Source organism: Variovorax beijingensis, assembly GCF_007828835.1.
GTDB classification, from domain to species: domain Bacteria; phylum Pseudomonadota; class Gammaproteobacteria; order Burkholderiales; family Burkholderiaceae_C; genus Variovorax; species Variovorax beijingensis_A.
Genome location: NZ_VIVL01000009.1, coordinates 25532 through 50963 on the forward strand (window position 1 = coordinate 25532; position 25432 = coordinate 50963).

The 25432-nt window shown below is 66.8% G+C and carries 27 protein-coding genes and 3 tRNA genes; 19 read left to right on the forward strand and 11 right to left on the reverse strand.

The genetic code is table 11. From position 1 onward, the window contains the following. Position 1 precedes the first annotated feature (1 nt). Positions 2-1106 (reverse strand): peptide chain release factor 2 gene (prfB, locus tag FB547_RS23270; protein ID WP_145746026.1). Its coding sequence is split into 2 segments (ribosomal slippage): positions 2-1024 and positions 1026-1106, totalling 1104 coding nucleotides; the frame shifts between segments, so codons are not numbered across the junction. Between the two features lie 191 nt (positions 1107-1297). After that, positions 1298-2110: a MetQ/NlpA family ABC transporter substrate-binding protein gene (locus FB547_RS23275; RefSeq protein WP_145746027.1), complete on the reverse strand. Its 813-nt coding sequence runs from the start codon at positions 2108-2110 to the stop codon at positions 1298-1300. A 235-nt stretch (positions 2111-2345) separates the two neighbouring features. On the opposite strand from FB547_RS23275, the gene FB547_RS23280 reads away from it, so the two are divergent. From FB547_RS23280 to FB547_RS23295, 4 genes are all read left to right on the forward strand, one after another. Further along, on the forward strand, positions 2346-3218 hold the full coding sequence (locus FB547_RS23280; RefSeq protein WP_145746028.1) for a methionine ABC transporter ATP-binding protein: 873 nt from the start codon (positions 2346-2348) through the stop codon (positions 3216-3218). Continuing rightward, complete coding sequence (locus tag FB547_RS23285) at positions 3211-3873, forward strand: methionine ABC transporter permease (protein ID WP_055803217.1); 663 nt, start codon at positions 3211-3213, stop codon at positions 3871-3873. The genes FB547_RS23280 and FB547_RS23285 overlap by 8 nt, the downstream gene beginning before the upstream one ends. A gap of 35 nt (positions 3874-3908) precedes the next feature. Beyond that, positions 3909-4730, forward strand: coding sequence for a MetQ/NlpA family ABC transporter substrate-binding protein (locus FB547_RS23290; RefSeq protein ID WP_145746029.1), 822 nt, complete (start codon positions 3909-3911; stop codon positions 4728-4730). 115 nt (positions 4731-4845) lie between these two features. Further along, a complete protein-coding gene (locus tag FB547_RS23295) occupies positions 4846-5538 on the forward strand; it encodes an aspartate/glutamate racemase family protein (protein WP_145746030.1) in 693 nt (230 codons plus the stop codon). Positions 5539-5551: 13 nt separating this feature from the next. Here the strand turns inward: FB547_RS23295 and FB547_RS23300 are convergent, their stop codons facing one another. Further along, the gene (locus tag FB547_RS23300; RefSeq protein WP_145746031.1) at positions 5552-6481 is read right to left on the reverse strand and encodes an alpha/beta fold hydrolase; all 930 of its coding nucleotides are present in this window, start codon (positions 6479-6481) and stop codon (positions 5552-5554) included. 115 nt (positions 6482-6596) lie between these two features. On the opposite strand from FB547_RS23300, the gene FB547_RS23305 reads away from it, so the two are divergent. From FB547_RS23305 to FB547_RS23320, 4 genes are all read left to right on the forward strand, one after another. Beyond that, positions 6597-7658 (forward strand): aldo/keto reductase, encoded by a 1062-nt coding sequence (locus FB547_RS23305; protein WP_145746032.1) that lies wholly within the window; start codon positions 6597-6599, stop codon positions 7656-7658. After that, positions 7655-8146, forward strand: a complete 492-nt coding sequence (locus FB547_RS23310) for an aminoacyl-tRNA deacylase (protein ID WP_145746033.1) — start codon at positions 7655-7657, stop codon at positions 8144-8146. Before FB547_RS23305 ends, FB547_RS23310 begins: the two co-directional genes overlap by 4 nt. Positions 8147-8217: 71 nt before the next feature. Further along, complete coding sequence (plsY, locus tag FB547_RS23315) at positions 8218-8853, forward strand: glycerol-3-phosphate 1-O-acyltransferase PlsY (protein ID WP_145746034.1); 636 nt, start codon at positions 8218-8220, stop codon at positions 8851-8853. Positions 8854-8858: 5 nt separating this feature from the next. After that, the gene (locus FB547_RS23320; protein ID WP_145746035.1) at positions 8859-9212 is read left to right on the forward strand and encodes a RidA family protein; all 354 of its coding nucleotides are present in this window, start codon (positions 8859-8861) and stop codon (positions 9210-9212) included. Between the two features lie 9 nt (positions 9213-9221). On the opposite strand, the gene FB547_RS23325 is transcribed toward FB547_RS23320, so the two are convergent. Together FB547_RS23325 and FB547_RS23330 are read right to left on the reverse strand one after the other, a co-directional pair. Further along, on the reverse strand, positions 9222-9866 hold the full coding sequence (locus FB547_RS23325; protein WP_145746036.1) for a TIGR02281 family clan AA aspartic protease: 645 nt from the start codon (positions 9864-9866) through the stop codon (positions 9222-9224). A gap of 7 nt (positions 9867-9873) precedes the next feature. Continuing rightward, a complete protein-coding gene (locus tag FB547_RS23330; RefSeq protein WP_015866547.1) occupies positions 9874-10359 on the reverse strand; it encodes a YajQ family cyclic di-GMP-binding protein in 486 nt (161 codons plus the stop codon). A gap of 43 nt (positions 10360-10402) precedes the next feature. Between FB547_RS23330 and murB the strand changes: the two genes are divergently transcribed. After that, positions 10403-11455 carry a UDP-N-acetylmuramate dehydrogenase gene (gene murB / locus FB547_RS23335; RefSeq protein ID WP_145746037.1) on the forward strand — a complete coding sequence of 351 codons (1053 nt, stop codon included), beginning with the start codon at positions 10403-10405 and terminating at the stop codon, positions 11453-11455. Further along, a complete protein-coding gene (locus FB547_RS33365; protein ID WP_186454234.1) occupies positions 11455-12294 on the forward strand; it encodes a glycine-rich domain-containing protein in 840 nt (279 codons plus the stop codon). Before murB ends, FB547_RS33365 begins: the two co-directional genes overlap by 1 nt. Positions 12295-12378: 84 nt before the next feature. Here the strand turns inward: FB547_RS33365 and argG are convergent, their stop codons facing one another. The 4 genes from argG to FB547_RS23360 all read right to left on the reverse strand — a co-directional run bounded on the left by argG (position 12379) and on the right by FB547_RS23360 (position 15207). Then, positions 12379-13719: an argininosuccinate synthase gene (gene argG / locus FB547_RS23345; RefSeq protein ID WP_145746038.1), complete on the reverse strand. Its 1341-nt coding sequence runs from the start codon at positions 13717-13719 to the stop codon at positions 12379-12381. Positions 13720-13739: 20 nt separating this feature from the next. Beyond that, complete coding sequence (locus tag FB547_RS23350) at positions 13740-14066, reverse strand: pyrimidine/purine nucleoside phosphorylase (RefSeq protein ID WP_015866543.1); 327 nt, start codon at positions 14064-14066, stop codon at positions 13740-13742. Positions 14067-14201: 135 nt separating this feature from the next. Then, a complete protein-coding gene (locus FB547_RS23355; protein ID WP_145746039.1) occupies positions 14202-14792 on the reverse strand; it encodes a hypothetical protein in 591 nt (196 codons plus the stop codon). 58 nt (positions 14793-14850) lie between these two features. Then, positions 14851-15207: an ArsC family reductase gene (locus FB547_RS23360; protein ID WP_145746040.1), complete on the reverse strand. Its 357-nt coding sequence runs from the start codon at positions 15205-15207 to the stop codon at positions 14851-14853. 57 nt (positions 15208-15264) lie between these two features. Here FB547_RS23360 and folC point away from each other — a divergent pair, with 57 nt between their 5' ends. From folC to FB547_RS23405, 9 genes are all read left to right on the forward strand, one after another. Then, positions 15265-16572, forward strand: coding sequence for a bifunctional tetrahydrofolate synthase/dihydrofolate synthase (gene folC, locus FB547_RS23365; RefSeq protein WP_145746041.1), 1308 nt, complete (start codon positions 15265-15267; stop codon positions 16570-16572). A 62-nt stretch (positions 16573-16634) separates the two neighbouring features. Continuing rightward, positions 16635-17495 (forward strand): SPOR domain-containing protein, encoded by an 861-nt coding sequence (locus tag FB547_RS23370; protein WP_145746042.1) that lies wholly within the window; start codon positions 16635-16637, stop codon positions 17493-17495. Between the two features lie 18 nt (positions 17496-17513). Further along, entirely contained in the window at positions 17514-17999 is a 486-nt protein-coding gene (locus tag FB547_RS23375) for a CvpA family protein (protein ID WP_145746043.1), read from the forward strand. A 12-nt stretch (positions 18000-18011) separates the two neighbouring features. Further along, positions 18012-19514 (forward strand): amidophosphoribosyltransferase, encoded by a 1503-nt coding sequence (gene purF / locus FB547_RS23380; RefSeq protein WP_145746044.1) that lies wholly within the window; start codon positions 18012-18014, stop codon positions 19512-19514. An 11-nt stretch (positions 19515-19525) separates the two neighbouring features. After that, positions 19526-20752, forward strand: coding sequence for an O-succinylhomoserine sulfhydrylase (locus FB547_RS23385; protein WP_145746262.1), 1227 nt, complete (start codon positions 19526-19528; stop codon positions 20750-20752). 4 nt (positions 20753-20756) lie between these two features. Then, entirely contained in the window at positions 20757-22145 is a 1389-nt protein-coding gene (gene gltX, locus FB547_RS23390; RefSeq protein WP_145746045.1) for a glutamate--tRNA ligase, read from the forward strand. Positions 22146-22217: 72 nt separating this feature from the next. Then, positions 22218-22293: transfer RNA gene (locus FB547_RS23395), tRNA-Ala, on the forward strand. A gap of 52 nt (positions 22294-22345) precedes the next feature. Next, positions 22346-22421 (forward strand) — tRNA-Glu (locus FB547_RS23400). Positions 22422-22490: 69 nt separating this feature from the next. Then, positions 22491-22567: transfer RNA gene (locus FB547_RS23405), tRNA-Asp, on the forward strand. A 59-nt stretch (positions 22568-22626) separates the two neighbouring features. Here FB547_RS23405 and FB547_RS23410 read toward each other — a convergent pair. Together FB547_RS23410 and FB547_RS23415 are read right to left on the reverse strand one after the other, a co-directional pair. Further along, the gene (locus FB547_RS23410; protein WP_145746046.1) at positions 22627-23865 is read right to left on the reverse strand and encodes a phosphatase PAP2 family protein; all 1239 of its coding nucleotides are present in this window, start codon (positions 23863-23865) and stop codon (positions 22627-22629) included. 111 nt (positions 23866-23976) lie between these two features. After that, positions 23977-25431 carry an ArgE/DapE family deacylase gene (locus FB547_RS23415; RefSeq protein WP_261380371.1) on the reverse strand — a complete coding sequence of 485 codons (1455 nt, stop codon included), beginning with the start codon at positions 25429-25431 and terminating at the stop codon, positions 23977-23979. Position 25432: the final 1 nt, after the last annotated feature.

A 25432-nucleotide genomic window follows, 5' to 3' on the forward strand; every position in this document is an offset into this window, starting at 1 on the left:
GTTACACGCCTTGCTTGAGGGAGGCTTCGATGAACACGTCGAGGTCGCCGTCGAGCACCTTCTGCGTGGCCGAGACTTCGACGTTGGTGCGCAGGTCCTTGATGCGGCTGTTGTCCAGCACGTAGCTGCGGATCTGGTGGCCCCAGCCCACGTCGGTCTTGCTGTCCTCGAGCTTTTGCTGCTCTTCCTGGCGCTTGCGCATCTCGTGGTCGTACAGGCGCGAGCGCAGGCGCTTCCACGCCACGTCGCGGTTGCTGTGCTGGCTGCGGCCGTCCTGGCACTGCACCACGATGCCGGTGGGGATGTGCGTGAGGCGCACGGCCGAGTCGGTCTTGTTGATGTGCTGGCCGCCCGCGCCGCTGGCGCGGAAGGTGTCGGTGCGAACGTCGGCCGGGTTGATCTCGATCTCGATGGAGTCGTCGATTTCCGGGTACACGAAGATGCTCGCAAAGCTGGTGTGGCGCCCGCCCGACGAGTCGAACGGCGACTTGCGCACCAGGCGGTGCACACCGGTCTCGGTACGCAAGAGGCCGAAGGCGTAGTCGCCCTCGACCTTGATGGTCGCGCCCTTGATGCCGGCGGTGTCGCCCGGGGTTTCGTCCTCGATCTGCGTCTTGAAGCCCTTGCGTTCGGCGTACTTCAGGTACTGGCGCAGCAGCATGCTGGCCCAGTCGCAGGCCTCGGTGCCGCCGGCGCCGGCCTGGATGTCGACGAAGGCGTTGAGCGGGTCGGCCGGGTTGTTGAACATCCGGCGGAATTCGAGCTGCTTGATGTCGGCTTCGAGCGCGGCGGCGTCATCGGCGATGGACTGCAAGCCGTCCAGGTCGCCTTCTTCCTTCGACATCTCGTAGAGCTCGGTGTTGTCCGACAGGCCGCTGGTGAGGCGGTCGAGCGTGACGACCACGTCGTCGAGCGACTTCTTCTCGCGGCCCAGTTCCTGGGCCTTTTTGGGGTCGTTCCAGACGTTGGGATCTTCGAGCGATGCGTTGACTGTCCTCAGTCGTTCAGCTTTGGCATCGTAGTCAAAGATACCTCCGTAAATCCGCAGTCCGGGCGCTCAGGTCTGCAAGCGTTGCGCCGATCTGGTTGATTTGTTCTGCGTCCATGGGGTGTCCTGACTGTGTTCGGGGGAAACCGGGCATTTTCTCATGGACCGATAACCCACCCAGGAACGGCGCTGTATTGCTCCTTCCCTCTTTGGGGGAAGGCTGGGATGGGGGCGCGCAGGGCGCCCATTGCGAGTGCCGCTTGCCCCACCCCAACCCTCCCCCCGGGGGGAGGGAGAAGAGAAAGAAAGTCAGAACGCCGGGACCAGCGAGCCCTTGAACTGCGTCTCGATGAAGCTCTTCACCTCCGGCGACTGGTAGGCCGCCACCAGCCGCCTGGCCCAGGGCTTGTCCTTGTCGGCGCGGCGCACGGCGATCAGGTTGGCATAGGGGCTCTTCGCGGCCTCCTTGATCACGGCGTCCTTGTTGAGCGACAGGCCTGCCTTCTCGGCATAGTCGTTGTTGATGGCGGCAATGGTCAGGTCGTCGAGCGAGCGCGGCAGCTGGGCGGCATCGAGCGGCACCAGCTTGAGCTTCTTTGGGTTCGAAACCACGTCCAGCGGCGTGGCCGTGTTGTTCTTCACCGCCTCGGGTTTCAGCGTGATGAGGCCGGCCGACTGCAACAGCAACAGGGCGCGGTTACCGTTCGACGGGTCGTTCTGGATGCCGACCGAGGCGCCCTCGGGCAACTGGTCGATCGTCTTGATCTTGCGCGAGTAGAAGCCCAGCGGCGCGGTGATGGTGAGGCCCACGGGCACGATGTCGAAGCCGCGTGCCTTGTTCTGGTTGTCCAGGAAGGGCTGGTGCTGGAAGGCATTGGCATCGAGGTCGCCCGAGGCCAGGGCCGCGTTGGGCAGCTGGTAGTCGTTGAACACCACGACCTGGATGTTCAGGCCGTCCTTGGCGGCGACCTTCCTGACCACTTCGAAGACCTGCTCGGCGCTGCCGACGGAAACGCCGACCTTGACGGTGTTCTTGTCTTGCGCAAGCGCGGCGTTGCCGGCAAGAAGGGCGGCGGCCAGCGTGGCAAGGGCGAGGGTGCGGCGGCGGAAAGTGGTGTGCATGTTGTTGCGCGAAATCAAAAAAGGAGGGCGCGAATGTGGCATTGCCCGGCGCATTTGGGAACGAACCAATGGGCATATCGATATGGCGTCTGCGCCGGGCAATTCGGGCGTCTTATGCGTTTTCATGCATATGCATGAGACGATTTGTTCGTTCCCTTTTGGCGCCTTTGTTTTCATACTCGGCCCCTTTTCGCGAACCTTTGTGGCCGGCTCCGCGCCCGCCGCTGCCTTTTTCATGAGCAACCTTTCTTCCGATGCGGGCCGCGGCAACGCGCAGCCCGTGATCCGTCTTCAATCCGTGCAGAAGTCCTTCGCACTGCCCAGCGGCGAGGTGTTCGACGCCGTACAGTCGCTCTCGCTCGACATCCACCCCGGCGACGTGTTCGGCCTGATCGGCAAGAGCGGCGCGGGCAAGTCGACCTTGCTGCGCCTCATCAACCTGCTGGAGCGGCCCGATGCGGGCCGGGTCTTCGTGGGCGGGCGCGACCTCACGACGCTCTCGCGCCGCGAGCTGCGCGACACGCGCCAGAACATCGGCATGATCTTCCAGCAGTTCAACCTGCTGCAGAACGCCACGGTGTTCGACAACGTGGCCTTCCCGCTGAAGATCCATGGCCGCCATTCCAGGGCCGAGATCGATGCGCGGGTCCGCGAATGCCTGGCCCTGGTGGGCCTGGCCGAGAAGATCGACACCTACCCGGCGCAGCTCTCGGGCGGGCAAAAGCAGCGCGTGGCCATTGCGCGTGCGCTGGCGCCGCGGCCGCAGGTGCTGCTGTGCGACGAGCCCACCTCGGCGCTGGACACCGAAACCACGCGCGCGCTGCTCGAAACGCTGCGCGACATCAACCAGAAGATCGGCGTGACCATCGTGATCGTCACGCACGAGCTCTCGGTGGTCGAGGTGCTGTGCCGCAATGTGGCCATTCTGGAGAAGGGCCGGCTGGTGGAGCAGTTCGCGGTGGTCGATGCGCCGAGCGAAGAGCGCAAGACGGCGCTGGGCCGCGAGATCGACGCGCTGGTGCGCCGCCGCGAACGCGAGGCGCGCGAACCCATCGAGCCTCACCCGCCGTCGCTGCAGCGCAGCCCGCAGGAGGTGGCCTATGTTTGAGAACATCGCGCCCATCCTCCCCGAGCTGTGGACCGCCACGGGCCAGACCTTCCTGATGCTGGCCATCGGCCTCTCGGCCGCGGTGCTCATCGGCGGGCCGCTGGGCATCCTGCTGTTCCTGCTGGGGCCGGGCCAGTCGCTCGAGAACAAGCCGGCGTTCCTGGTGCTCAACTGGATCGTGAACACCGTGCGCTCGTTTCCTTTCATCATCCTGCTGGTGGCGCTGGTGCCGTTCACGCGGGTGATCGCGGGCACGTCCATCGGCCCGCTGGCGGCCGCGGTGCCGCTGTCGTTCGCGGCCATTCCGTACTTTGCGCGGCTGGTCGACCAGTGCCTGCGCGAAGTGCCGCGCGGCGTGATCGAGGCGGCGCATGCCATGGGCGCCTCGGAGCTGCAGATCGTCTGGCGCGTGCTGGTGGTCGAGGCGCGCTCGGGCCTGGTGCTCGCGCTCACGGTGCTGGCGGTGAGCTTTCTCTCCTACTCGGCGATTGCCGGCGTGGTGGGCGGCGGCGGCATCGGCGACCTGGCGATCCGCTATGGCTACTACCGCTTCCAGACCGACGTGATGGTGCTCACCGTGGCGCTGCTCGTGGTGCTGGTGCAGATCCTGCAGTTCGTGGGCAACACCACGGCGCGCAGGCTGGACAAGCGTTGAATCTTTTTTCTCTCGTTCCTTCCTTTTTTGATTTCATGAAAACCGCTCTGCTACGCCGCTCCGTCCTTGCCCTGTCCCTGCTTGCCCTGTCGTTCGGCGGCCTTTCACCGGCGCAGGCCCAGGAAGCCAAGAAGAACCTCGTGATCGGCGGCACCGCCGGCTCCAACTACGACCAGCTCAAGTTCGGCATCGTGCCCATCCTCGAAAAGAAGGGCTACAAGGTGAAGCTGGTCGAGTTCAACGACTACGTGCAGCCCAACCTCGCGCTCGCGCAGGGTTCGCTCGATGCCAACTTCTTCCAGCACCAGGTCTATTTGAAGAAGTTCTCGGCCGACCAGAAGCTCGACCTTGCCGAACTGGTGCAGGGCCCGATCGCGCCGCTGGGCGTGTACTCCACCAAGCGCAAGACGCTGGCCGAGGTGAAGGAGGGCGACCGCTTCACGCTGCCCAATGACCCGAGCAACCTGGCCCGCGCATTGGTGCTGCTGGAGCAGAACAAGCTGATCACCATCAAGCCCGGCGTCGATCCGCTGCGCGCATCCGAGAAGGACGTAGCCGAGAACCCGAAGAAGCTCAAGTTCATTCCGCTCGAGGCCGCGCAGCTGCCGCGCTCGCTGGGCGATACCGAATACGCCATCGTCAACGGCAACTTCGCGATCTCGTCGGGCCTGAAGCTCAACGAAGCCGTGGTGCTCGAGAAGACGCCCGACTACTACCTGAACGTGGTGGCCGTGAAGAGCGCGGACAAGAACGCGCCCTGGGCCAGGGACATCGCCGAGGCCTACCGCTCGAAGGAATTCAAGGCCGTGGTCGACAGCAAGTTTCAGGGCTATGCCAAGCCCAGCTTCCTGCAGTAATTCTTCTTAGGCAATCGAGGGGGCCGATGCTCACGGGCAACGGCGCCGCCGAAGAAAACCGGGTTTTCCGGGCCGGCCCGGCGCGCTCCGGCCGTCGGGCTTGTAGCATGTGCGGATGACCCAGCACATCGGAATCGTCGGGTGTTCCGCCGAAGGCGCGGCGCTCTGCTACCAGACCATCTGCGTGGAGGGGGCCGAGCTGCTCGGCCCGCATGCGCATCCCGAAGTGGCTATGCACACGCCCTCGCTTTCCGACTACATGGCGCACATCTACCGCGGCGACTGGCATGGCGTGGGCGAGGTGATGCTTGCCTCGGCGAGCAAGCTGGCCAAGATCGGCGCTGACTTCCTGGTCTGCCCTGACAACACCATTCACCAGGCGCTGCCCTTCATCGAGGCGCGCTCGCCGCTGCCCTGGCTGCACATCGCCGAGTGCGTGGCCGACGAAGCGGTGCAGCGCGGTTTCCGGCGCCTCGCCATCACCGGCACGCGCTGGCTGGTGGACAGCGAGGTCTATCCCGAGAAGCTCTCGGCCAGGGGGCTCGAATACGTCCGGCCCACGGCCCTGGAGCGCGAGGAAATCAACCGCATCATCATGGACGAGCTGGTCCGCGGCGTCTTCACGCCCGACGCGGTCCTCGCGTTCCGGCGCGTGATCCAGCGCATGAAGGACGAAGACGGCTGCGATGCCGTGGTGCTCGGCTGCACCGAGATTCCACTCATCATGAACGACGTGAATTCGCCGCTGCCCACGCTCGACTCCACACGACTGCTGGCGCGCGCGGCGCTGCGGCGCGCCACGGCCTGACGCGCCGGCCGGCTCAGCCGGCCAGGAACTGCTCGATCAATCCGGCCACGCGCTGCGGCTGGTCGTGGTGCAGCATGTGGCCCGCCTCGGCCACCTGCTCGATGCGCACCGAAGGCACGGACTTCAGCCGCTCGTGGAATTCTTCGAGCGTGTAGCGGTTCTTCCACCAGCCCTGCAGGCTGTCGTCGGCAGCCTCGACCATCAGCGTGGGGGCCGAGATCCGCGCATAGAGCGCCAGCGTTTCGTCGACCCTGAAGATGTTGGCATTGATGATCTTGTGCGCGGCGTCGCCGAGGATCTGCCAGCGCTCGCTGCCGTCGGCCTGCACCTGGAGCGCGGACCAATGGCTCGCGAGCCAGCCGGCCTTGTTGGGCGTGAGGCGCGGGTTGGTCTTCATGAGCCGCCGCGCCACGCCGTCCACGCCCGAGTAGCCCGCCAGCGCCATCTCGCCGCGGTGCAGGCGCTTGAGCTCGTCGATCCACTGGCCGTAGCGCGCGGGCGCTTCCTCGGGCTTGCGCGCCGGCATGCCGAAGCCTTCGAGGTTGACGAGGCGCCGGATGCGCCCGGGCCGGGCGCCCGCGTAGTGCATGGCGACATTGCCGCCCATGCTGTGGCCGACCAGGTCGACCGGCCGCGCCGCGTCGCCTTCGCCCGCGTAGTGGTCGAGCAGCCATTCGAGATCGGCCAGGTAGTCGGGCAGCCAGTAGTTGTCGACACCGCCGCCGTCGGTGAGGCCGAAGCCGCGCCAGTCGGGCGCGACGATGAAGCGCTCTTCGGCCAGTGCGTCGACCACGAACTGCCAGGAGGCGGCCACGTCCATCCAGCCGTGCAGCAGCACCAGCGGCGGCCGTGCGGCCGAGGGCTCGCCCCAGAGGCGCACGTGGTAGCGGAGGTTGCGCACGGGCACGAATTCGCTGCGCGAGGGACGAAGGGCTTGGTACATGGGCGCCGATGATAAGGAGCCCGGCGATGGGGCGCAGTCCGGCACAGGACAGCGCCCGCTCGGGTTTTAGGCCCTCGGCCAGCGTATCGGGGAGGAGGGCGGTAGCATCCCGCGCATGAAAAAAATCCAACTCGGCCAGAGCGACCTGCACGTCACCCCGATCTGCCTGGGCACCATGACCTTCGGCGAACAGGTGGACGAGCCCACGTCCCACGCCATCCTGAGCCGCTCGCTCGAGCGCGGCGTCGATTTCATCGATACGGCCGAGATGTACTCGGTGCCCACGCGCCAGGAAACCTACAGCGTCACCGAAACCATCATCGGCAACTGGTTCGCGGCCAACCCCGGTGCGCGGCAGAAGATCACGCTCGCCACCAAGGTGGCCGGTCCGCTGCGCAACACGCCATGGGTGCGCGAAGGCGTGGGCATGACGGCGGCCGACATCGTGGCCTCGTGCAACGCGAGCCTGAAGCGGCTGAAGACGGACGTCATCGACCTGTACCAGATCCACTGGCCCGAGCGCCACGTGCCGGCCTTCGGCAATGTCTACTACGACCCGGCCAAGGAGGTCTCGCAGACACCGATCCGCGAGCAGCTCGAAGCCCTCGGCGGGCTGGTGAAGGCCGGCAAGGTGCGCGCGATCGGCCTGTCGAACGAGACGCCCTACGGCGTGCACGAGTTCGTGCGGCTGGCCGAGCAGCACGGGCTGCCGCGCGTGGCCACGGTGCAGAACGTCTACAACCTGGCGAGCCGCGGCGTGGAGAACGGCCTGGACGAGACGATGCACCGGCTGGGCGTGTCGCTGCTGGCGTATTCGCCGCTGGCCTACGGCTTGCTCACCGGCAAGTACGACCGGAGCGGCATCACCGGGCCCGATGCGCCCGAGGCCGCGCGCATCACGCGCTACGAGTCGGTGCGCAAGCTGCGCTGGGGCCGCCCCGATGCGCTGAAGGCCGCGCGCCTGTACAACCAGCTCGCGCGAGACAACGGCCTCACGCCGGTGCAGCTTGCGCTGGGGTTCTGCTACACCAAGTGGCAGGTGGCGAGCACCATCATCGGCGTGACGACGCTGGCGCAGCTCGACGAAGACATCGATGCCTACGGCACCACGCTCTCGCCCGAGGTGCTGGCCGAGATCGACAGGATCCGTTGGGAGATCCGGGATCCGGCGGCGTGAGCAAGAAGGCCCACGTTTCCGAAACCCCCGCGACGCAGCTGCTGCGCGCGAACAAGGTCGCCTTCACCGAGCATCCGTACGAGTACCTGGAGCACGGCGGCGCGCAGCACAGCGCTGCCGTGCTGGGCTTCGATCCCTTCACGGTGGTGAAGACGCTCGTGATGCAGGACCAGGACGCCAAACCGCTGATCGTGCTGATGCACGGCAACCGCACCGTGTCGACCAAGAACCTCGCGCGGCAGATCGGCGCCAAGTCGGTCGAGCCCTGCAAGCCCGAGGTCGCGCAGCGCCACAGCGGCTACATGGTGGGCGGCACCTCGCCCTTCGGCACGCGGCGCCGGATGCCGGTCTACATCGAGTCGACCATCCTCGAACTGCCGAGGATCGCGATCAACGGCGGGCGGCGCGGCTACCTGGTGGGCATCGACCCGCAGGTGTGCATCGCCTTGCTGGGCGCCACGCCGGTGCAGTGCGCGCTGGCAGAATAGCCGGCGCGGCGCAGCCCGGCCCGGGCCGGCGCCGCTGAACAAGAACAACCATTCCCCCGCGGAGCGCCGCCTTGAGCTTTCACCTGCCGTCCCTCATCGCCATCGTGGCCTCGTACCTGATCGGCTCGCTGTCCTTTGCGGTCATCGTGAGCAGGGCGCTCGGCATGGCCGATCCGCGCAGCTACGGCAGCGGGAACCCCGGTGCCACCAACGTGCTGCGCTCGGGGAACAAGGGCGCGGCGCTGGCCACGCTGCTGCTCGATGCGCTCAAGGGCTGGCTGCCGGTGTTCCTGATCCGGCATTTCGGCGCGCAGTGGGGCCTGGGCGAGGGCGTGGCCGCGCTGGCGGGCCTGGCGGCCTTCCTGGGCCACCTCTATCCCGTGTTCTTCGGCTTCCAGGGAGGCAAGGGCGTGGCCACCGCGGCGGGCGTGCTGGTGGGCATCGCACCCTGGCTGGGGCTGGCCACTGGCGCCACCTGGCTGATCATTGCGGTGTTCTTCCGCTATTCGTCGCTGTCGTCGCTGGTGGCGGCCTTCTTTGCACCGGCCTATTACCTTTTGGGCGGAAACATTGCGTGGCCGCTCGACCGCACGGTGCTGATTGCGATCATCATCATGAGTCTGCTGCTGATCTGGCGGCACCGCGAAAACATCCGCCGGCTCGCGGCCGGCACGGAGTCGAAACTCGGCTCGAAGAAAAAGGCTTGAACATCATGGCATCCATCACCCGCTTCCACGTCGGCCCGCGCCTGTCCGAGACGGCTGTGCACAACGGCACCATCTACCTTGCGGGCCAGGTGCCCGACGACACCACGCAGGACATCCGCGGCCAGACCTCCCAGGTGCTGGCGATGGTCGACCGCCTGCTGGCCGAGGCCGGCAGCGACAAGTCGCGCATCCTCATGACGCAGATCTTCCTGGCCGACATCAGCGACATCACGGCCATGAACGAGGTGTGGGACGCTTGGATTCCCGCCGGCAACACCCCGCCGCGCGCAACGGTGCAGGCCAAGATGGCCAATGCGGCCTACAAGATCGAGATCGTCGTCACGGCCGCCCAGGCCTGACGCGGACGGTCAATAGCGTTTTTCCAGGACCATCTGGTCCGCGTCGCGGCGCATCGAGAAGCGGTTGATGAAGCTGTTGCCCAGCAGCACGAAGGGCATGGGCTGCGGCGAGACGATGGCGTCGATGTCGTACACCTCGACATCGCCCACGCGCACCGATTGCAGGCGCAGCCGATAGCCCGCCGCCTGCCCATTGGCGGTGTTCATCACGACGCGCTGGCCCTTGCTGTAGTCCAGGCCGATGCGCTGGGCGTCGTCGGCCGACAGGGCGATCGACGTGGCACCCGTGTCGAGCATGAAGGTGACGGGGCGGCCGTTGATGGCGCCCTGCGTCATGAAATGGCCGCGGCTGTCGGCCGGCAGCACGATGCGGCTGCCCCCGCCGCCCGAACCGCCCCCGCCGCCGATGCTGACCGGCGTGTCCATGCGCAGGTTGACGCGCTTGCCCTCGAGCTCGACCACCGCCTGCTCGGCCTGCAGCGACACCAGCTTCACGCCCTGGAAGGTCTCGCCGACCGCCACGGTCTTGGGAGGTGCGCCGTTCACGATCAGGATTGCGCGGCTGCCGATGGTGCCGGTCAGCATCACGGAGCCGGCCGCATGCGCCCCGGCAGCGGCAGCCAGGAGCTGCGCTGCGACGACGAGGGCTTTCATCCGCGGCTCAGTCGCGGAAGTTGTTGAAAGACAGCGGCATGTCGGGCACGTCCTTCTTGATGAGTGCCATGGCAGCCTGCAGGTCGTCGCGCTTGGCGCCGGTGATGCGCACCGCGTCGCCCTGGATCGCGGCCTGCACCTTGAGCTTGCTGTCCTTGATGATGCGGGTGATCTTCTTGGCCTGCTCGGACTCGATGCCGCTCTTGACCTTGATGACCTGCTTGACCTTGTCGCCGCCGATCTTCTGCACGTCGCCCTTGTCGAGGAAGCGCACGTCGACGCTGCGCTTGGTGAGCTTGGCGCGCAGGATGTCCTCGACCTGCACGAGCTGGAACTCGGCGTCGCCGATCATGGTGATTTCCTTGTCCTTGAGCTCGACGGCGGCGGCCGTGCCCTTGAAATCGAAGCGCGTTGCGATTTCCTTGGCGGTGTTTTCGACCGCATTCTTCACTTCGGGCAGATTCGGTTCGCAGACGGTATCGAACGACGGCATGGGCTCTCCTGAATTCACGGGTGCTGGATGCGACAATTCTCCCATGATCGTGGAGAACAACGTCCCGCTGCAGCCGTACAACAGCTTCGGCATCGTCGCGCGCGCGCAGAACCTGGCGCGCATCGCCAGCGAGGCGGACGTGGCCGAGCTGCGGGCCGACCCCCGCTGGCGCGACGCGCCCCGCTTCGTGCTGGGCGGCGGCAGCAACATCGTGCTCACCGGCGACGTCAAGCCGCTGGTGCTGAAGGTCGAGATCAAGGGGCTGCGGCTGGTCGAAGAGACCCCGCGCGCCTGGATCGTGGAGGCCGGCGCGGGCGAAATCTGGCACGACGCGGTGCAATGGATGCTCGAGCATGGCTATCCGGGGCTCGAGAACCTGGCGCTCATTCCAGGCACGGTGGGCGGCGCGCCGGTGCAGAACATCGGCGCCTACGGCGTCGAACTGCAGGACCGCTTCGATTCGCTCGATGCCATCGACCTGGACACCGGGCGCAGTTTCACGCTCGATGCCGCCCAGTGTGCCTTCGGCTACCGCGACTCGGTGTTCAAGCACGTGCGCAGCGGCCCCAACGACTTCGGCCTGTCGGGCCGGGCGCTCATCACCCGCGTGCGCTTTCGCCTGCCCAAGCCCTGGAAAGCCGTGGTGGGCTACCTCGACCTCGAGCGCAAGATGGCCGAAACCGGCAACTTCACGCCCAGCGCCACCGACGTGTTCGACTGGGTCTGCGCCATCCGCCGCGCCAAGCTGCCCGACTGGCGCGTGCTCGGCAATGCCGGCAGCTTCTTCAAGAACCCCACGGTCACGCCCGAGCAGTGCGCCGACATCATCGCGCGCGACCCCAAGATCGTGCACTACCCGATGGACGACGGCAGCATCAAGCTCGCGGCCGGCTGGCTCATCGACGCCTGCGGCTGGAAGGGCAAGTCGGTCGGCAATGCCGGCGTCTACGAGAAGCAGGCGCTGGTGCTGGTGAACCGCGGCGGCCTCGAGAACCCGGTCACGGGCGGCGAGGTCATGACCCTGGCCAAGGCCATCCAGACCAGCGTGTACGAGCGCTTCGGCATCCGGCTGGAACCGGAGCCGGTGGTCGTCTGATGGACCTCGACTTCCTGCACCTGAACTACCGGCGGCGCATTGCCGCTTTGATCTGGACCCGGCGGGCCGTGGTGGTGGGAGCCTTCGTTTCGGTGTTCTTCGCCTTGCGCCACGGCCGGCTGGCGCTGGTGCCGTTGATCCTGGCCGCCTGGGCGCTGGCAGCCGCGCTCGGTTTCATGGAAACCAGCCTGCGCCGCCAGTTCATCCGCGAGGCCCGGCTGCCGCCCTTCCTGGCCCGCAAGCTGCGCGCGGCCCACCCCGGGCTCAGCCAGCGCGACGCCGAACTGGTGCTGCGCGGGCTGCGCCAGTTCTTCATGGCGCATCTGCGCAGCGGCCGCAAGTTCGTCGCCATGCCGTCCAAGGTGGTCGACACGGCCTGGCACGAATTCATCCTGCACACGCAGGGCTACCAGAACTGGTGCAAGGCGGCCTTCGGCGGCATGCTGCACCACAGCCCGGCCGAGGTGCTGGGCAAGGACCCGAAGCGCAACGACGGCCTGCGCCGCAGCTGGTACTGGGCCTGCAAGGAGGAAAGCATCGATCCGCGCACGCCGGCGCGCCTGCCGCTCTTGTTTGCACTCGACGTGAAGTTCGGCATTCCGGGCGGCTTCGACTACGTGCCCGACTGCAAGGCCGTCGACCGGCATGCCGGCTCGGATGCCCACTGCGGCAGCAGCTTCGGCGAGTCGTCGTCGGATGGCGGCAGTTCGGGCGATGCCGGCGGCTTCGGCGGCAGCGAATCGAGCAGCGGCAGCGGCGATGGCGGCGGGGGAGGGGATTCGTCCGGCGGCGACGGCGGCGGTTGTGGCGGCGGCTGCGGAGGCGGCGGCGGCGATTGACCGGCGGGCGCGCACCCCAGCGCACCAATGCAAACGGGCCCGCGAGGGCCCGTTCGTCATTGGAAGAGAAAAAAGCGCGTTGGCTTACTTGGTCTCGTCGTCGTTCGAAAGCCGCGGCACGGCGGTGCCCTGGCCCGGCGACAGCAGCCCGGTACGGGTGTAGATGGCCAGCTTCTCGCGCGTGTCGACGATGTCAAGATTGCGCATCGTGAGCTGGCCGATGCGGTCCAGCGGCGTGAACGCGCCCTCGACCTTTTCCATGCTCAGGCGCTCGGGCTTGTAGGTGAGGTTGGGCGAGACGGTGTTGAGAATCGAGTAGTCGTTGCCGCGGCGCAGCTCGATCGTCACTTCGCCGGTGATGGCGCGCGCCACCCAGCGCTGTGCGGTCTCGCGCAGCATGATGGCCTGCGGGTCGAACCAGCGGCCCTGGTAGAGCAGGCGGCCGAGCTTGCGGCCGTGGTCGCGGTACTGCTCGATCGTGTCTTCGTTGTGGATGCCGGTGACCAGGCGCTCGTAGGCGATGAACAGCAGCGCGAGGCCGGGCGCCTCGTAGATGCCGCGGCTCTTGGCTTCGATGATGCGGTTCTCGATCTGGTCGCTCATGCCCAGGCCGTGGCGGCCGCCGATGCGGTTGGCTTCCAGGATCAGCTCGACGAGGTTCGCGTGCTCGACGCCGTTCAGGGCGACCGGGCGGCCTTCCTCGAAGCGCACGCTGACGGTTTCGCGCTTGACCTCGACTTCGTCCTTCCAGAACGCCACGCCCATGATCGGCTGCACGATCTGGATGCCGCTGTCGAGGTTCTCCAGGTCCTTGGCCTCGTGCGTGGCGCCGAGCATGTTGGAGTCGGTGCTGTAGGCCTTCTCGGCCGACATCTTGTAGCCGAAGCCGGCCTTCGTCATGAAGGCCGACATCTCGGCGCGGCCGCCGAGCTCGTCGATGAACAGCTGGTCGAGCCAGGGCTTGTAGATCTTGAGGTTCGGGTTGGTGAGCAGGCCGTAGCGGTAGAAGCGCTCGATGTCGTTGCCCTTGTAGGTGCTGCCGTCGCCCCAGATGTGGACGTCGTCTTCCTTCATGGCCGACACCAGCATGGTGCCGGTCACTGCGCGGCCGAGCGGCGTGGTGTTGAAGTAGGTGACGCCGGCGGTGGTGACGTGGAAGGCACCGGCCTGCAGCGCGGCGATGCCTTCGTTGGCGAGCTGCGCGCGGCAGTCGATCAGGCGCGCGTTCTCGGCGCCATAGAGCATCGCCTTGCGCGGGATCTCGTCGTAGTCGGGCTCGTCGGGCTGGCCGAGGTTGGCGGTGTAGGCGTAGGGGATCGCGCCCTTCAGCTTCATCCAGTGCAGTGCCGCGCTGGTGTCCAGGCCGCCCGAAAAGGCAATGCCGACCTTCTGGCCGGCGGGAACGTTTTGGAGAATGGTCGACATGTGGGTGTCCGGTTCGCGGTTCAGCCGAAGTGGCAGATGTAGCTGTAGGGCTCGCCAGTGACCCGGATCTGGAAGCTCGAATTGCCCGGCACGCTGAACTTCTGTCCGGCGCCCGAGGCGATCCATTCGGTGGTTCCCGCCAACTGGTATTCGCAGCTGCCGGCGGTGCCTTCCATGATTTCGGGCGCGCCGGTGTTGAAGGTCAGGGTGGACGGAAGGATCACGCCGACCGATTTCCTGGTGCCGTCGGCCAGCGTGAGACTGTGGCTCACGCACTTGCCGTCGAAATACACATTGGCCTTGGTCGCCACTGCGGCGCTGTTGAGAGTGTCGGTAGTCGTCGTCATTGGAGGGCGCCGGCGCATGCGCGGTCGGCTGGTCGAGGACGCGCCACCACGGCGGCGCACCCCTTGGGGGTTGGAAAAGTCCTCGATTTTAGGGCTTGGCCGGCACGGCCGGCCGGCCGTACCGCTGCGGGCGGCTCAGCGCCAGTGGCGGTAGCCGTATCCGCGATAGCCGCCCCAGCCCCGCGAGTAGCCGAGATTCAGCGAAATGCCGACCGGCGGGTATGCGTAGGGATAGGCATAGGGATAGGTGTAGGCAGGCTGCACGTAGACCGGCGGCGCGTAGACCGGGGCCGGCTGTACATAGACCGGCGCCGGTGCATTGGAGACCACCACGCCAGGTTCGGGCACGACGTTGTCCCAGGCCGAGCCGCCTGGTTGCGCGTATTGCGGCTGCTGCTGGTACTGCTGCTGGCCGCTGTTGTTGGCCTCGACCGGGTAGGGCTGCAACTGCGGCTGCGGCGCGACCGGCGAGGTCGTCACGCCATAGGCGCTGACCTCGACCGGGATGGTCGCGCCCGGCCGGCTGTTGGTGCGGGTGGTGTACTGGCGGCCGTTGTATTCGTAGGTGACGTTGTAGCTGACGTCGCTGCCGGTCGTTTCGCGGACCGGGGTCGCGGAAATCACCCGGGCCTGGACCACCTGCTGGGCCTGCGCGACACCGGCGCCCGTCGCCAGCAGGCCGGCCACGGAAAGACCCGCGAGGGTGCGAAAAACGTGCTTGTTCATGGTGTGCTCTCCTGCAGATCGGGGTTGGAGGCCGGCCGGCGAGGCGGGGTTCCGGCGTTTACACGGCGTTCACGGTGGCCCAGGTTTCGGCATCGAACCCTGCCGTAACGCCGGTTTTCGGCCCCCAGTTGACCACCGGCCGCTTGATCAGGCTGGGGTTGGCCAGCAGCACGGCCCGCGCCGAAGCGGCGTCGACCACCGCGTTGCGGGTGGCTTCGTCGAGCTGGCGCCAGGTGGTGCCGCGGCGGTTCACCAGCGCCTCCCAGCCGGGCTTCCTGAGCCACTGGTCGAGCTCGGCCTCGGGCACGCCCTGCTTCTTGAAATCATGGAAGGTGTAGGCGACGCCGTGGTCGTCGAGCCAGGCGCGGGCGCGCTTGACGGTGTCGCAATTCGGAATGCCGTAGAGGGTTGTCATGGATGCCAATGATGCCGATAAAACGTGGGGCGCCGGGCGCTTTCCGGGTCGGCGACAATGCCGGGCTCCATGGAAACCCTTAACGACTGGCTCGCGCGCGCCGAGCAACTCCATCCGAAGAACATCGAGCTCGGCCTCGACCGCGCCAAGGAGATGGCCGCCCGCATGGGCCTGCGCTTCGACTGCCCGGTGATCACCGTGGCCGGCACCAACGGCAAAGGTTCGACCTGCGCCATGCTCGAATCGATCCTCACGCATGCCGGCTATCGCACGGCGGTTTTCACGTCGCCGCACCTGGTGCGCTTCGAGGAGCGGCTGCGGCTGGCGGGCGAGGCGGTCGATGCTTCCAAACTGATAGCAAGCTTCGAGGCGGTGGAAGTGGCCCGGGGCGACATGCCCCTGACGTACTTCGAGTTCACCACCCTGGGCATCCTGCGCTGCATGATCGAAGAGAAGCCCGACGTGGCCATTCTCGAGGTCGGGCTCGGCGGCCGGCTCGACGCGGTCAACATCATCGACACCGATTGCGCGGTCATCACCAGCATCGACCTCGACCACATGGACTATCTCGGCCCCGACCGCGAAAGCATCGGCTTCGAGAAGGCCGGCATCATGCGCCCGGGCAAGCCCGCCATCGTGAGCGACCCGATGCCGCCGCAAAGCGTGGTCGACCATGCGGCGGCCATCGGCGCCGACCTCTGGCGCTTCGGGCACGATTTCAATCTGTCGGGCGACAAGCAGCAGTGGGGCTGGTCGGGCCGCGGCCGGCGCTACAGCGGGCTGGCCTATCCGGCGCTGCGCGGCGCCAACCAGCTGCTCAATGCCGCGGGCGTGCTTGCGGCGCTCGAAGCACTGCGGCCCCGGCTGCCGATCACCGCGCAGGCGGTGCGCACGGGGCTCGCGATGGTCGAGCTGCCCGGCCGCTTCCAGATCGTTCCGGGCGAGCCCGCGCTGGTGCTCGACGTGGCGCACAACGCCCATGCGGTGGCGGCGCTGGCCGAGAACCTCGACGCGATGGGTTTCTACCCCACCACGCACGGCGTGTTCGGCGTCATGGCCGACAAGGACCTGGCCCCGATCCTCGCGCGCGTCGGGCCGATGATCGACCGCTGGTACTTCACCGATCTGCCGACGCCGCGCGCCGCCAAGGCGAGCGATCTGCTCGCGCGCTGGCAGGCGCAGAACACCCGCACCGACGTCTCCGGCAGCGTGCATGCGAGCCCGATGGAAGCACTGCGCGCAGCCATCGAGCACGCGGACCCCGCTGATAGAATCGTGGTCTTCGGATCGTTCTTCACCGTGGGTGGCGTGCTGGAGCATGGCACTCCGCGGCTGCAAGCCAAACACCTGCTGCCCGGCGGCTGATCGCCGGCCCGTCCGCACCATCTGGCACACACCTCGCTGCACTCCTTCAGGGATCGAACTTCATGGCGTTTTTCAAGTTCCGCACGCGCGGCCCGCAAGGCAACGAAGGACGCAGCGCACCGGCCGCCGTCCCCGCGGAAAGTGTCGAAACCATGCGTCGCCGTGCGCGCCACCGGCTGGTGGGCGCGGCGGTCCTGGTGCTGCTTGGCGTGATCGGATTTCCGCTGCTGTTCGACACCCAGCCGCGCCCCATTGCGGTCGACATTCCGATCGAGATTCCCGATCGCAACAAGGTCAAGCCATTGCCGGTGCCCGCCACGCCTGCGCCCGCCGCACCGGCGACCGGCGCGGCCGACCCCGGCACCCGCGTGGCCACGGCACCGTCCGGGAGCGGCGGCATGATCACCGAGCGTGCCGACGGCACCGAAATCACCGACTCCGGCAAGCCGGCGGCCAGCACGCCTGCGGCCGAGACGCGGCCCGCGGCCGAAGCCAAGCCGGAGCGCAAGCCCGAGCCAAAACCCGAGCCGAAGCCGGAACCCAAACCCGAGCCGAAGCCCAAGCCGGAAGCCAAACCCGAACCCAAGCCCGCAGCCCCCAAGCCGGCCTCGGCCGACGACGGCAACCGCGCGCGCGCCCTGCTCGAAGGCAAGCCGTCCAACACCAGCACCAAGCCCGCCGCGTCCGAAGACGGCGGCCGCTTCGTGGTGCAGGTCGGCGCCTTTGCCGATGCCGACAAGGCCCGCGAAGTGCGGCAGAAACTCGAGAAGGCCGGTCTCAAGACCTATGTGCACGTGGCCAAGACGGCCGATGGCGAGCGCACGCGTGTGCGTGTCGGCCCGTTCGGCTCGCGTGCCGAGGCGGACAAGGCCGCCGAGAAGGTCAAGGGCTTGTCTTTGTCGGCCGCGATCCTCACGTTGTAGTAGCCATCGCCCGCCGCCGTGGCCCTGCTCGACTGGATTGCTGTCACGCTCGTTCTCGTGTCGATGCTGTTCGGCCTGGTGCGGGGCCTGGTGTTCGAGGTGATTTCGCTGGCGGGCTGGGTGGCTGCATTCATTGCCGCCCAGTGGCTGGCGTCGGATGTGGCGGCCTGGCTGCCCTTCGGCGACCCGCAGGCCACCTGGCGCTATCCGCTGGCCTTTGTGCTGGTGTTTGTTGGCGTGGTATTCGGCGTGGGCCTGGTGGCGGCGCTGACGCGCAAGCTGATTGCGGCTGTCGGCCTCAGGCCGGTGGACCGGATATTGGGTGGGGCCTTCGGAGCGGCGCGGGGCGTGGTTGCCCTGCTCGTGCTGGCGGTCATTGTTCATTTGCTGGCGTTGAGCGACAGTGCCTGGTGGCACGAATCGCACAGCGCCAATGTTCTCGATGCGGCATTGCAGGGCCTGAAACCCGCGCTGCCTGAAAAGTTGGCAAGCTACCTGCCCTGAGAGGAATCGTTCATGTGTGGAATCGTCGGCGTTGTCAGCAACGCACCCGTCAATCAGCTGCTCTATGACGCCTTGCTGCTGCTGCAGCACCGCGGCCAGGATGCGGCCGGCATCGTCACCCTGCTGGAGCGCAAGTTCTTCATGCACAAGGCCAAGGGCATGGTGCGCGACGTGTTCCGCACGCGCAACATGCGCGCGCTGCCGGGCAGCGTGGGCCTGGGCCAGGTGCGCTACCCGACCGCGGGCAACGCCTACAGCGAGGAAGAGGCACAGCCCTTCTACGTGAACGCGCCCTTCGGCATCGTGCTGGTGCACAACGGCAACCTGACCAACGCGCATGCGTTGCGCTCGGAGCTGTTCTCCACCGACCACCGCCACACCAATACCGAGAGCGATTCGGAAGTGCTGCTCAACGTGCTCGCGCACGAGCTCGAGCGCGCGTCGCGCGGCGTGCCGCTGAATCCGGCCGAGGTGTTTGCCGCGGTCAAGAACATGCACAAGCGCCTGCGCGGCTCCTATGCCGTGGTCTCGCTGATCGCCGGCCACGGGCTGCTGGCCTTCCGCGACCCGTACGGCATTCGTCCGCTCTGCATGGGCCGCAGTGCCGACGGCACCGTGATGGTGGCCAGCGAATCGGTGGCGCTCGAGGGTTCGGGCCACGTGTTCGAGCGCAACATCGCGCCGGGCGAAGCCGTGTTCATCGACCTGCAGGGCAATGTGCATTCGATGCAGTGCGCCGAGGCACCCACGCTCAACCCCTGCATCTTCGAGTTCGTCTACCTGGCAAGGCCCGACTCGGTGCTCGACGGCATCTCGGTGTACCAGGCGCGGCTCAACCTGGGCGAAACGCTGGCCAAGCGCGTGGTGTCCACCGTGCCGCCGAACCAGATCGACGTGATCATTCCCATCCCTGAATCGAGCCGCCCGAGCGCCACGCAGCTCGCACACCTGCTGGGCATTCCGTACCGCGAAGGCTTCGTGAAGAACCGCTATGTCGGCCGCACTTTCATCATGCCGGGGCAGGGCGTGCGCAAGAAGTCGGTGCGCCAGAAGCTCAACGTGATCGCCAGCGAGTTCAAGGGCCGCAACGTGCTGCTGGTCGACGACTCCATCGTGCGCGGCACCACCAGCCGCGAGATCGTGCAGATGGCGCGCGACGCCGGTGCGCGCAAGGTCTACCTGGCCAGCGCGGCACCGCCCGTGCGCTACCCCAACGTCTACGGCATCGACATGCCCACCAAGGACGAACTGGTGGCGCACGACCGCACGGTCGAGCAGATCCGCGAACTGATCGGCTGCGACGCGCTGATCTACCAGGACGTCGACGCCATGAAGCGTGCCATCGGCTCGCTCAACCCCAAGCTCGACGGCTTCGATGCCTCCTGCTTCGACGGCGTGTACGTGACCGGCGACATCGACACCGAAGCCATCTCGCGCATGAACGGCAACCGCCCGCGCGTCGAAGAGACCGAAGAGGATTCTTCGCGCCTGGCGCTTCCCAACCACAGCGAGTGAGAGCAGACGAAGTGACCGACGAAGAACGAACACTGCCGCCCGGGTTGCATCCGGAGACGCTCGCGCTGCGCACCGGGCTCGCGCCGAGCCAGTACGGCGAGCATTCCGACGCGCTTTTCCTGACCAGCGGCTTCGTACAGCCCGACGCCGAAACCTCGATGCGCCGTTTCGCTGGCACAGAGCCGGGCTTCACCTACTCGCGCACCTCGAATCCGACCGTGACCAGTTTCGAGCAGCGTATCGCGGCGCTCGAAGGTACGGAAGCGGCGATCGGCGCCTCCACCGGCATGGGCGCGATCCTCATGATGTGCATGGGCCTGCTCAAGGCCGGCGACCACGTGGTCTGCTCGCGCTCGGTGTTCGGCTCCACGCTGAACCTGTTCGGCAAGGAGTTCGCCAAGTTCGGCGTCGAGACCACCTTCGTGTCGCAGACCGACGTGGCCGAATGGCGCGCAGCCGTGAAGCCCAATACCAAGCTGCTGTTTGCCGAGACGCCGACCAACCCGCTGACCGAGGTCTGCGACATTCGCGCGCTGGCCGATGTGGCGCATGCGGCGGGCGCGCTGCTGGCGGTCGACAACTGCTTCTGCACGCCGATCCTGCAGCGTCCGGCGGCGCTGGGCGCCGATCTCGTCATCCACTCGGGCACCAAGCACCTCGACGGCCAGGGCCGCGTGATGGCGGGCGCGATCTGCGGTCCCTCGAAGCTCATCGTCGACGTGTTCGGGCCCATTGTGCGCACCGCCGGCATGGCGCTGGCACCGTTCAATGCGTGGGTCGTGCTCAAGGGCATCGAGACGCTCGGCATCCGCATGAGGGCGCATTGCGCGAACGCGATGGACATTGCTCAATGGCTCGAGAAGCAGCCGGGCATCGCACGCGTCTACTACCCCGGGCTCGCCTCGCATGCGCAGCACGAACTGGCGATGCAGCAGCAGTCGGGGCAGGGCGGCGCGGTGGTGTCGTTCGACGTGGTCGGCGACTCGCCAGAGATGGCGCGCGCCAATGCCTTCCATGTCATGAACAGCACGCGCGTGGTGAGCCTTGCCACCAACCTCGGCGACGTGAAGACCATCATCACGCACCCGGGCACCACCTCGCATGGCCGCCTCACCGAGGCGCAGCGCCAGGCGGCTGGCATCGGCCAGGGGCTGATCCGCCTCGCGGTCGGCCTCGAGCACGCCGACGACATCAAGGCCGACATTGCGCGCGGTCTGAGCACCCTGAATCCACGATAACGAAATGACCGGCAAAGTTCGCACCCGCATCGCTCCGTCTCCCACCGGCTTCCTCCACCTGGGCACGGCACGCACCGCGCTCTACTCATGGGCCTATGCGCGCCACCATGGCGGCGAGTTCGTGCTGCGCATCGAGGACACCGACGTGGCCCGCTCCACGCAGGACTCGACCGACCAGATCCTCGCCTCGATGCACTGGCTCGGCCTGGACTACGACGAAGGCCCGATCTACCAGATGCAGCGCCTCGAGCGCTACCGCGAAGTCATCGCGCAGATGCTCGCGGCCGGCACGGCCTACCACTGCTACTGCACGCCGGCCGAGCTCGACGAGATGCGCGAGGCGCAGCGCGCGCGCGGCGAGAAGACGCTGTACGACCGCCGCTGGCGCCCCGAGCCCGGCAAGGTGCTGCCGCCCGTGCCAGAAGGCGTGCCGCCCGTGGTGCGCTTTTGCAACCCGCCCGAAGGCGACGTGAGCTGGAACGACCTCGTCAAGGGCGAGATCACCATCAACAACCGCGAGATCGACGACCTCATCATCCTGCGGCCCGACGGTGTGCCCACCTACAACTTCGCGGTGGTGGTCGACGACTGGGACATGGCCATCACGCATGTGTTCCGCGGCGACGAGCACATCAACAACACGCCGTGGCAGATCAACATCTTCCGCGCGCTTGGTGCGCCGCTGCCTGCGTTCGGCCATGTGCCGGTCATCCTGGGCGACGATGGGCAGAAGCTCTCCAAGCGCCGCGGCGCGGTGAGCGTCACCGCCTATGAAGAGAACGGCTACCTGCCCGAGGCCATGCTCAACTACCTTGCGCGCCTGGGCTGGAGCCACGGTGACGACGAGCTCTTCACGCGCGAGCAGATGGTGAGCTGGTTCGACGGCTCGCACCTTTCGAAGAGCCCCGCGCAATGGGACGCCGCGAAGCTCGCATGGGTCAACGCGCAGTACATCAAGGCCAAGGCCGACGCGGAGCTCGCGCCGCTGGTGGCCGCGCAGCTGAAAAAGCGCGGCATCGAGGCCGACGATCGCCTGCCCGCCATCTGCGCGCTTTTCAAGGACCGCTGCGAAACCACGGTCGCGCTGGCCGACTGGGCCGCCGCGTTCTACGCGGACGTGACGCCGGGCGAAGCCGACCTCGCGCAGCACGTGACCGATGCGGTGAAGCCCGTCATCGCCGCGCTCGCCGAGAAGCTCGCGAGCGTTGCGTGGGAAAAAGCTTCGATCGCTGCGGCCATCAAGGAAGTTTTGGCCGCGCATTCGGTGAAAATGCCCGTGTTGGCCATGCCGGTTCGCGTCCTCGTGATGGGAACACCGCAGACGCCATCCCTCGATTCGGTGCTCGCAATCTTTTCTCGTGAAAAAGTTGTCGAGCGTTTGAAAAGGGCCTGATTTTTCGGTCTATAATTTGAGGCTCGACAGCGACGCAGGGTGATTCTGAAAAGAAAAGCCTGAAAGTCAAATGGGGGTATAGCTCAGCTGGGAGAGCGCTTGCATGGCATGCAAGAGGTCATCGGTTCGATCCCGTTTACCTCCACCATCAAAAGTGTCGAGAAGATAAGTGCTGATCGCAGCACGGTTCCTAAGGTTTTGACCCTATCGTCTAGAGGCCTAGGACACCACCCTTTCACGGTGGCTACCGGGGTTCGAATCCCCGTAGGGTCGCCAGTTTCGCGCAAGTGAAGCAGGCACAAGTCGTCAGCACTTGGCTCCGCAAGGAGTGAACGTTGTCTACCAGGAGTGGTAGTTCAGTTGGTTAGAATACCGGCCTGTCACGCCGGGGGTCGCGGGTTCGAGTCCCGTCCACTCCGCCAGTCAAAGAGCGGGTTGCATCAGAAATGGTGCAACCCGTTTTTCTTTGGGCTTCTTCGCGCTATGCGTACGAGCGCTTGATGCCGCCGGGAGCCGAATCCCGGCTCCCACCCAGTCTCGCCTGCAGGAGGGCCAGGAGCGCGAGCACCGGCAGGGCCAGTTCCAGGATTTCCTCGAAGCTGAGCATCAGGTAGCTGCGAAAGGCCGCTGCTGAAGAGCCGGCGGTGAACAGGTCTGGGTGCTGTCCTGCGAGGAAAGCGGGCAGCTGATCGAGGATGATCGCAGCCCCGATGACCGCGACGAAGGTCAGCGAGGTCGTGGCTTCGGGCCGCCATTGCCGCCAGGCGCGCATCGCACGGCTTGCGGACCAGGCGCGTCCGGCCAGCCACCCGGCTGCAATGGCGACGGGCGCGAGGGCGGCCATTGCCGCAAGAACGTGCGAGCGCGGTGCTTCCAGCAAGCTGGTGCCCCAATGCGCCAGATGCCAATCCGCCTCCCGGGCAGCGAACGCAAGAAGCAGGACGCAGATGGCCACGCGGTCCGGCCGCGAGAGAAACGCCACGCGAACCATCAAGACGCACAGCACCGCGGCCAGGTGCAGGAGAACCGTGCTTTTCTCGACGGGCCCGTTTTCCTCCAGCACCGCCGGTCCGATCGCCTGCGGCGTGTTCAGGCCGACCCAGGCAGCGGCGAAGACGAACACCAGCACCAGGCATGGCCCGGCCCTGCCGTCGGCCAGGACGCGCAACGGCCGCGCCAGGGTTGCTGCAACGTGGGGAGCGAGCTTGGGCGCAATCGCCTGCATCGCAAACAGCGCCGCGGCAATGGCCGCACCCAGCAGCGCACCTGCCGCGACATCGAACGGAAAATGAATGCCGACATGGATGCGAGCCCAGCCCGTGGCCACGGCCGCGCCAAGAGTGACGAGCCCGACGTCGCGCGTCGAGCGCTGCCGCAGCAGCATGAAGGCCATGGTGAACATCACCGAGGCATGCGTGCTGGGCAGCCCCGCGCGCAGGCCGTGGGGAACGTGCGCAGGGCTCAGCCCCATCATGAAGGGACGGGGCATGCCCACGGAGGCAGCGATCTCCTGCGAGATCAGTGAAGCCGCACCGCCGGCGGCCAGCACCGCCAGCACGCAAGGCCGCTGCGCGACCCGCCGCCACGCGACCCAGGCAAGAACCACTGCACACGCCCACGACGAACCCAGCGCGATGGCCGACGCCAGCTGAAGCATTGCGGGCGAGGGAGCGAAGCCCGCCGCAAGTGCATCGAAGAGTGCGAGATTCAGCGGATGCATCCTTTTTGATTCACTTTCCTTGCGGGTTCGGGTCGTCCACGCGAACGACGTGGCTGCATCGTAAAACGAGCTTCGCCACGCGGCTATGACACAACACTTCTTCGGTCTCGATCAATCGATGCGGTCGACGCCGCACCAGCGCGCCATGAACACCGCCAGCACGGCGCTCACCTGCACCAGGCTGTCGATGGAAACCCACTCGTCGATGCCGTGGATGCTGGAGCCCGTGGGGCCATAGCAGACCGCGGGCGTCTGCCCATAGATGTTGAAGAACTTCGCGTCCGTCGTGCCCGTGAAGGCCGTGGGTTCGAGTGCCTGCCCGACGATGTCCTGGTGGCACTTCGAGAGCTCGGTGACGATCGGCGAATCCAGGTCGAGGTCGAAGCCGTCGGCCTGGAAGCCTTCGTAGATCAGCCGGTAGCGCAGGCTCTCGCGAGCCGGATGCGCGGCGTAGGCGGCAGCCAGCACGGCCTCGACTTCGGCCTTGGCGCGGGCCACGTTCATGTCGGGATAAAAGCCGATGCGGATGTTGCTGCGGCATGCCGAGGGCACCGACGAAGCCCATTCGCCGCCCTGGATCTTCCCGAGGTTGAAGTTGATCGGATGCGCGTGATGCGCGTAGCTGCGATAGCGATTGGCAGGCTCGTTCCAGCGCTGCTCGAGCTTCTTGAGTTCCGAGAAAAGGTACAGCGAGAAGTCGATTGCGCCGACACCGGTCTGGGCCACCGAGGCGTGCACCGGCTTGCCCAGCACCTCGAGCGCGAACCACAGCACGCCCATCTGGCAGGTCATCACGCCGCCGAGCGGCTCGGGGATGATGGCCGCGTCGGCACGGTAGCCCTCGACCAGACAGGCCAGCGCGCCGTTGCCCGTGCACTCCTCTTCCACCACCGACTGAAAGTACACCGGCGATGCCGGTTCGAGCCCGAGCGATTGCAGCGCCGCATACGCCATCGTGTAGGCCGCAATGCCGGCCTTCATGTCGGCTGCGCCGCGGCCGTAGAGCCGGTCGCCCTCGATCACGGGTTGGAAAGGCGGGTGCGTCCAGAGCAGCTCGGCGCCGGTCGGCACCACGTCGATGTGGCCGTTGAAGATCAGCGAGCGGCCCTTCTGCGGCCCGCGGGGCTGATGAATGCCCACCACGTTGGTGCGCCCTTCGTACGAGGCGATGGAGGGCGAGTAGCCCGGATGCCGGCGGATCTTTTGCTCGTCGATCTCGAACTGGTGGACGCGCAGGCCCAGCTTCGCGAAGGACTGGGCCATGAAGGCCTGTGCATCTTGCTCGTGCCCCAGCAGCGAAGGATGCGCAACGAGCTGCTCGAGCATTCGAACGGCCGGCGCGCGCAGCGCGTGGGCGGCCTCCACGATGGCGGCTTCGCTGATCCGGTCTTCGGCGGGCTGGGGCATGGCGTCGGGGCCGCCTGCGTTGGCGGCGCTGGAAGAAGGAGCTTCATTCTTCCACGCCGCGCAGGCGCGTGACGGAACCATGTTGGCTGCGCCCTGGTAATTCTCGCGCGCATGGCCAGGCGGCGCCCAAGGGCTCCAGCCGCCAATCGGCCCAGTCATG

Coding starts and splice junctions, on each gene's coding strand:
- FB547_RS23275 (WP_145746027.1), bottom strand. CDS start 2,110: ATGCACACCACTTTCCGCCGCCGCACCCTCGCCCTTGCCACGCTGGCC.
- FB547_RS23280 (WP_145746028.1), top strand. CDS start 2,346: ATGAGCAACCTTTCTTCCGATGCGGGCCGCGGCAACGCGCAGCCCGTG.
- FB547_RS23285 (WP_055803217.1), top strand. CDS start 3,211: ATGTTTGAGAACATCGCGCCCATCCTCCCCGAGCTGTGGACCGCCACG.
- FB547_RS23290 (WP_145746029.1), top strand. CDS start 3,909: ATGAAAACCGCTCTGCTACGCCGCTCCGTCCTTGCCCTGTCCCTGCTT.
- FB547_RS23295 (WP_145746030.1), top strand. CDS start 4,846: ATGACCCAGCACATCGGAATCGTCGGGTGTTCCGCCGAAGGCGCGGCG.
- FB547_RS23300 (WP_145746031.1), bottom strand. CDS start 6,481: ATGTACCAAGCCCTTCGTCCCTCGCGCAGCGAATTCGTGCCCGTGCGC.
- FB547_RS23305 (WP_145746032.1), top strand. CDS start 6,597: ATGAAAAAAATCCAACTCGGCCAGAGCGACCTGCACGTCACCCCGATC.
- FB547_RS23320 (WP_145746035.1), top strand. CDS start 8,859: ATGGCATCCATCACCCGCTTCCACGTCGGCCCGCGCCTGTCCGAGACG.
- FB547_RS23325 (WP_145746036.1), bottom strand. CDS start 9,866: ATGAAAGCCCTCGTCGTCGCAGCGCAGCTCCTGGCTGCCGCTGCCGGG.
- FB547_RS23330 (WP_015866547.1), bottom strand. CDS start 10,359: ATGCCGTCGTTCGATACCGTCTGCGAACCGAATCTGCCCGAAGTGAAG.
- murB (WP_145746037.1), top strand. CDS start 10,403: ATGATCGTGGAGAACAACGTCCCGCTGCAGCCGTACAACAGCTTCGGC.
- FB547_RS33365 (WP_186454234.1), top strand. CDS start 11,455: ATGGACCTCGACTTCCTGCACCTGAACTACCGGCGGCGCATTGCCGCT.
- argG (WP_145746038.1), bottom strand. CDS start 13,719: ATGTCGACCATTCTCCAAAACGTTCCCGCCGGCCAGAAGGTCGGCATT.
- FB547_RS23350 (WP_015866543.1), bottom strand. CDS start 14,066: ATGACGACGACTACCGACACTCTCAACAGCGCCGCAGTGGCGACCAAG.
- FB547_RS23355 (WP_145746039.1), bottom strand. CDS start 14,792: ATGAACAAGCACGTTTTTCGCACCCTCGCGGGTCTTTCCGTGGCCGGC.
- FB547_RS23360 (WP_145746040.1), bottom strand. CDS start 15,207: ATGACAACCCTCTACGGCATTCCGAATTGCGACACCGTCAAGCGCGCC.
- folC (WP_145746041.1), top strand. CDS start 15,265: ATGCCGGGCTCCATGGAAACCCTTAACGACTGGCTCGCGCGCGCCGAG.
- FB547_RS23370 (WP_145746042.1), top strand. CDS start 16,635: ATGGCGTTTTTCAAGTTCCGCACGCGCGGCCCGCAAGGCAACGAAGGA.
- purF (WP_145746044.1), top strand. CDS start 18,012: ATGTGTGGAATCGTCGGCGTTGTCAGCAACGCACCCGTCAATCAGCTG.
- gltX (WP_145746045.1), top strand. CDS start 20,757: ATGACCGGCAAAGTTCGCACCCGCATCGCTCCGTCTCCCACCGGCTTC.
- FB547_RS23410 (WP_145746046.1), bottom strand. CDS start 23,865: ATGCATCCGCTGAATCTCGCACTCTTCGATGCACTTGCGGCGGGCTTC.
- FB547_RS23415 (WP_261380371.1), bottom strand. CDS start 25,431: ATGACTGGGCCGATTGGCGGCTGGAGCCCTTGGGCGCCGCCTGGCCAT.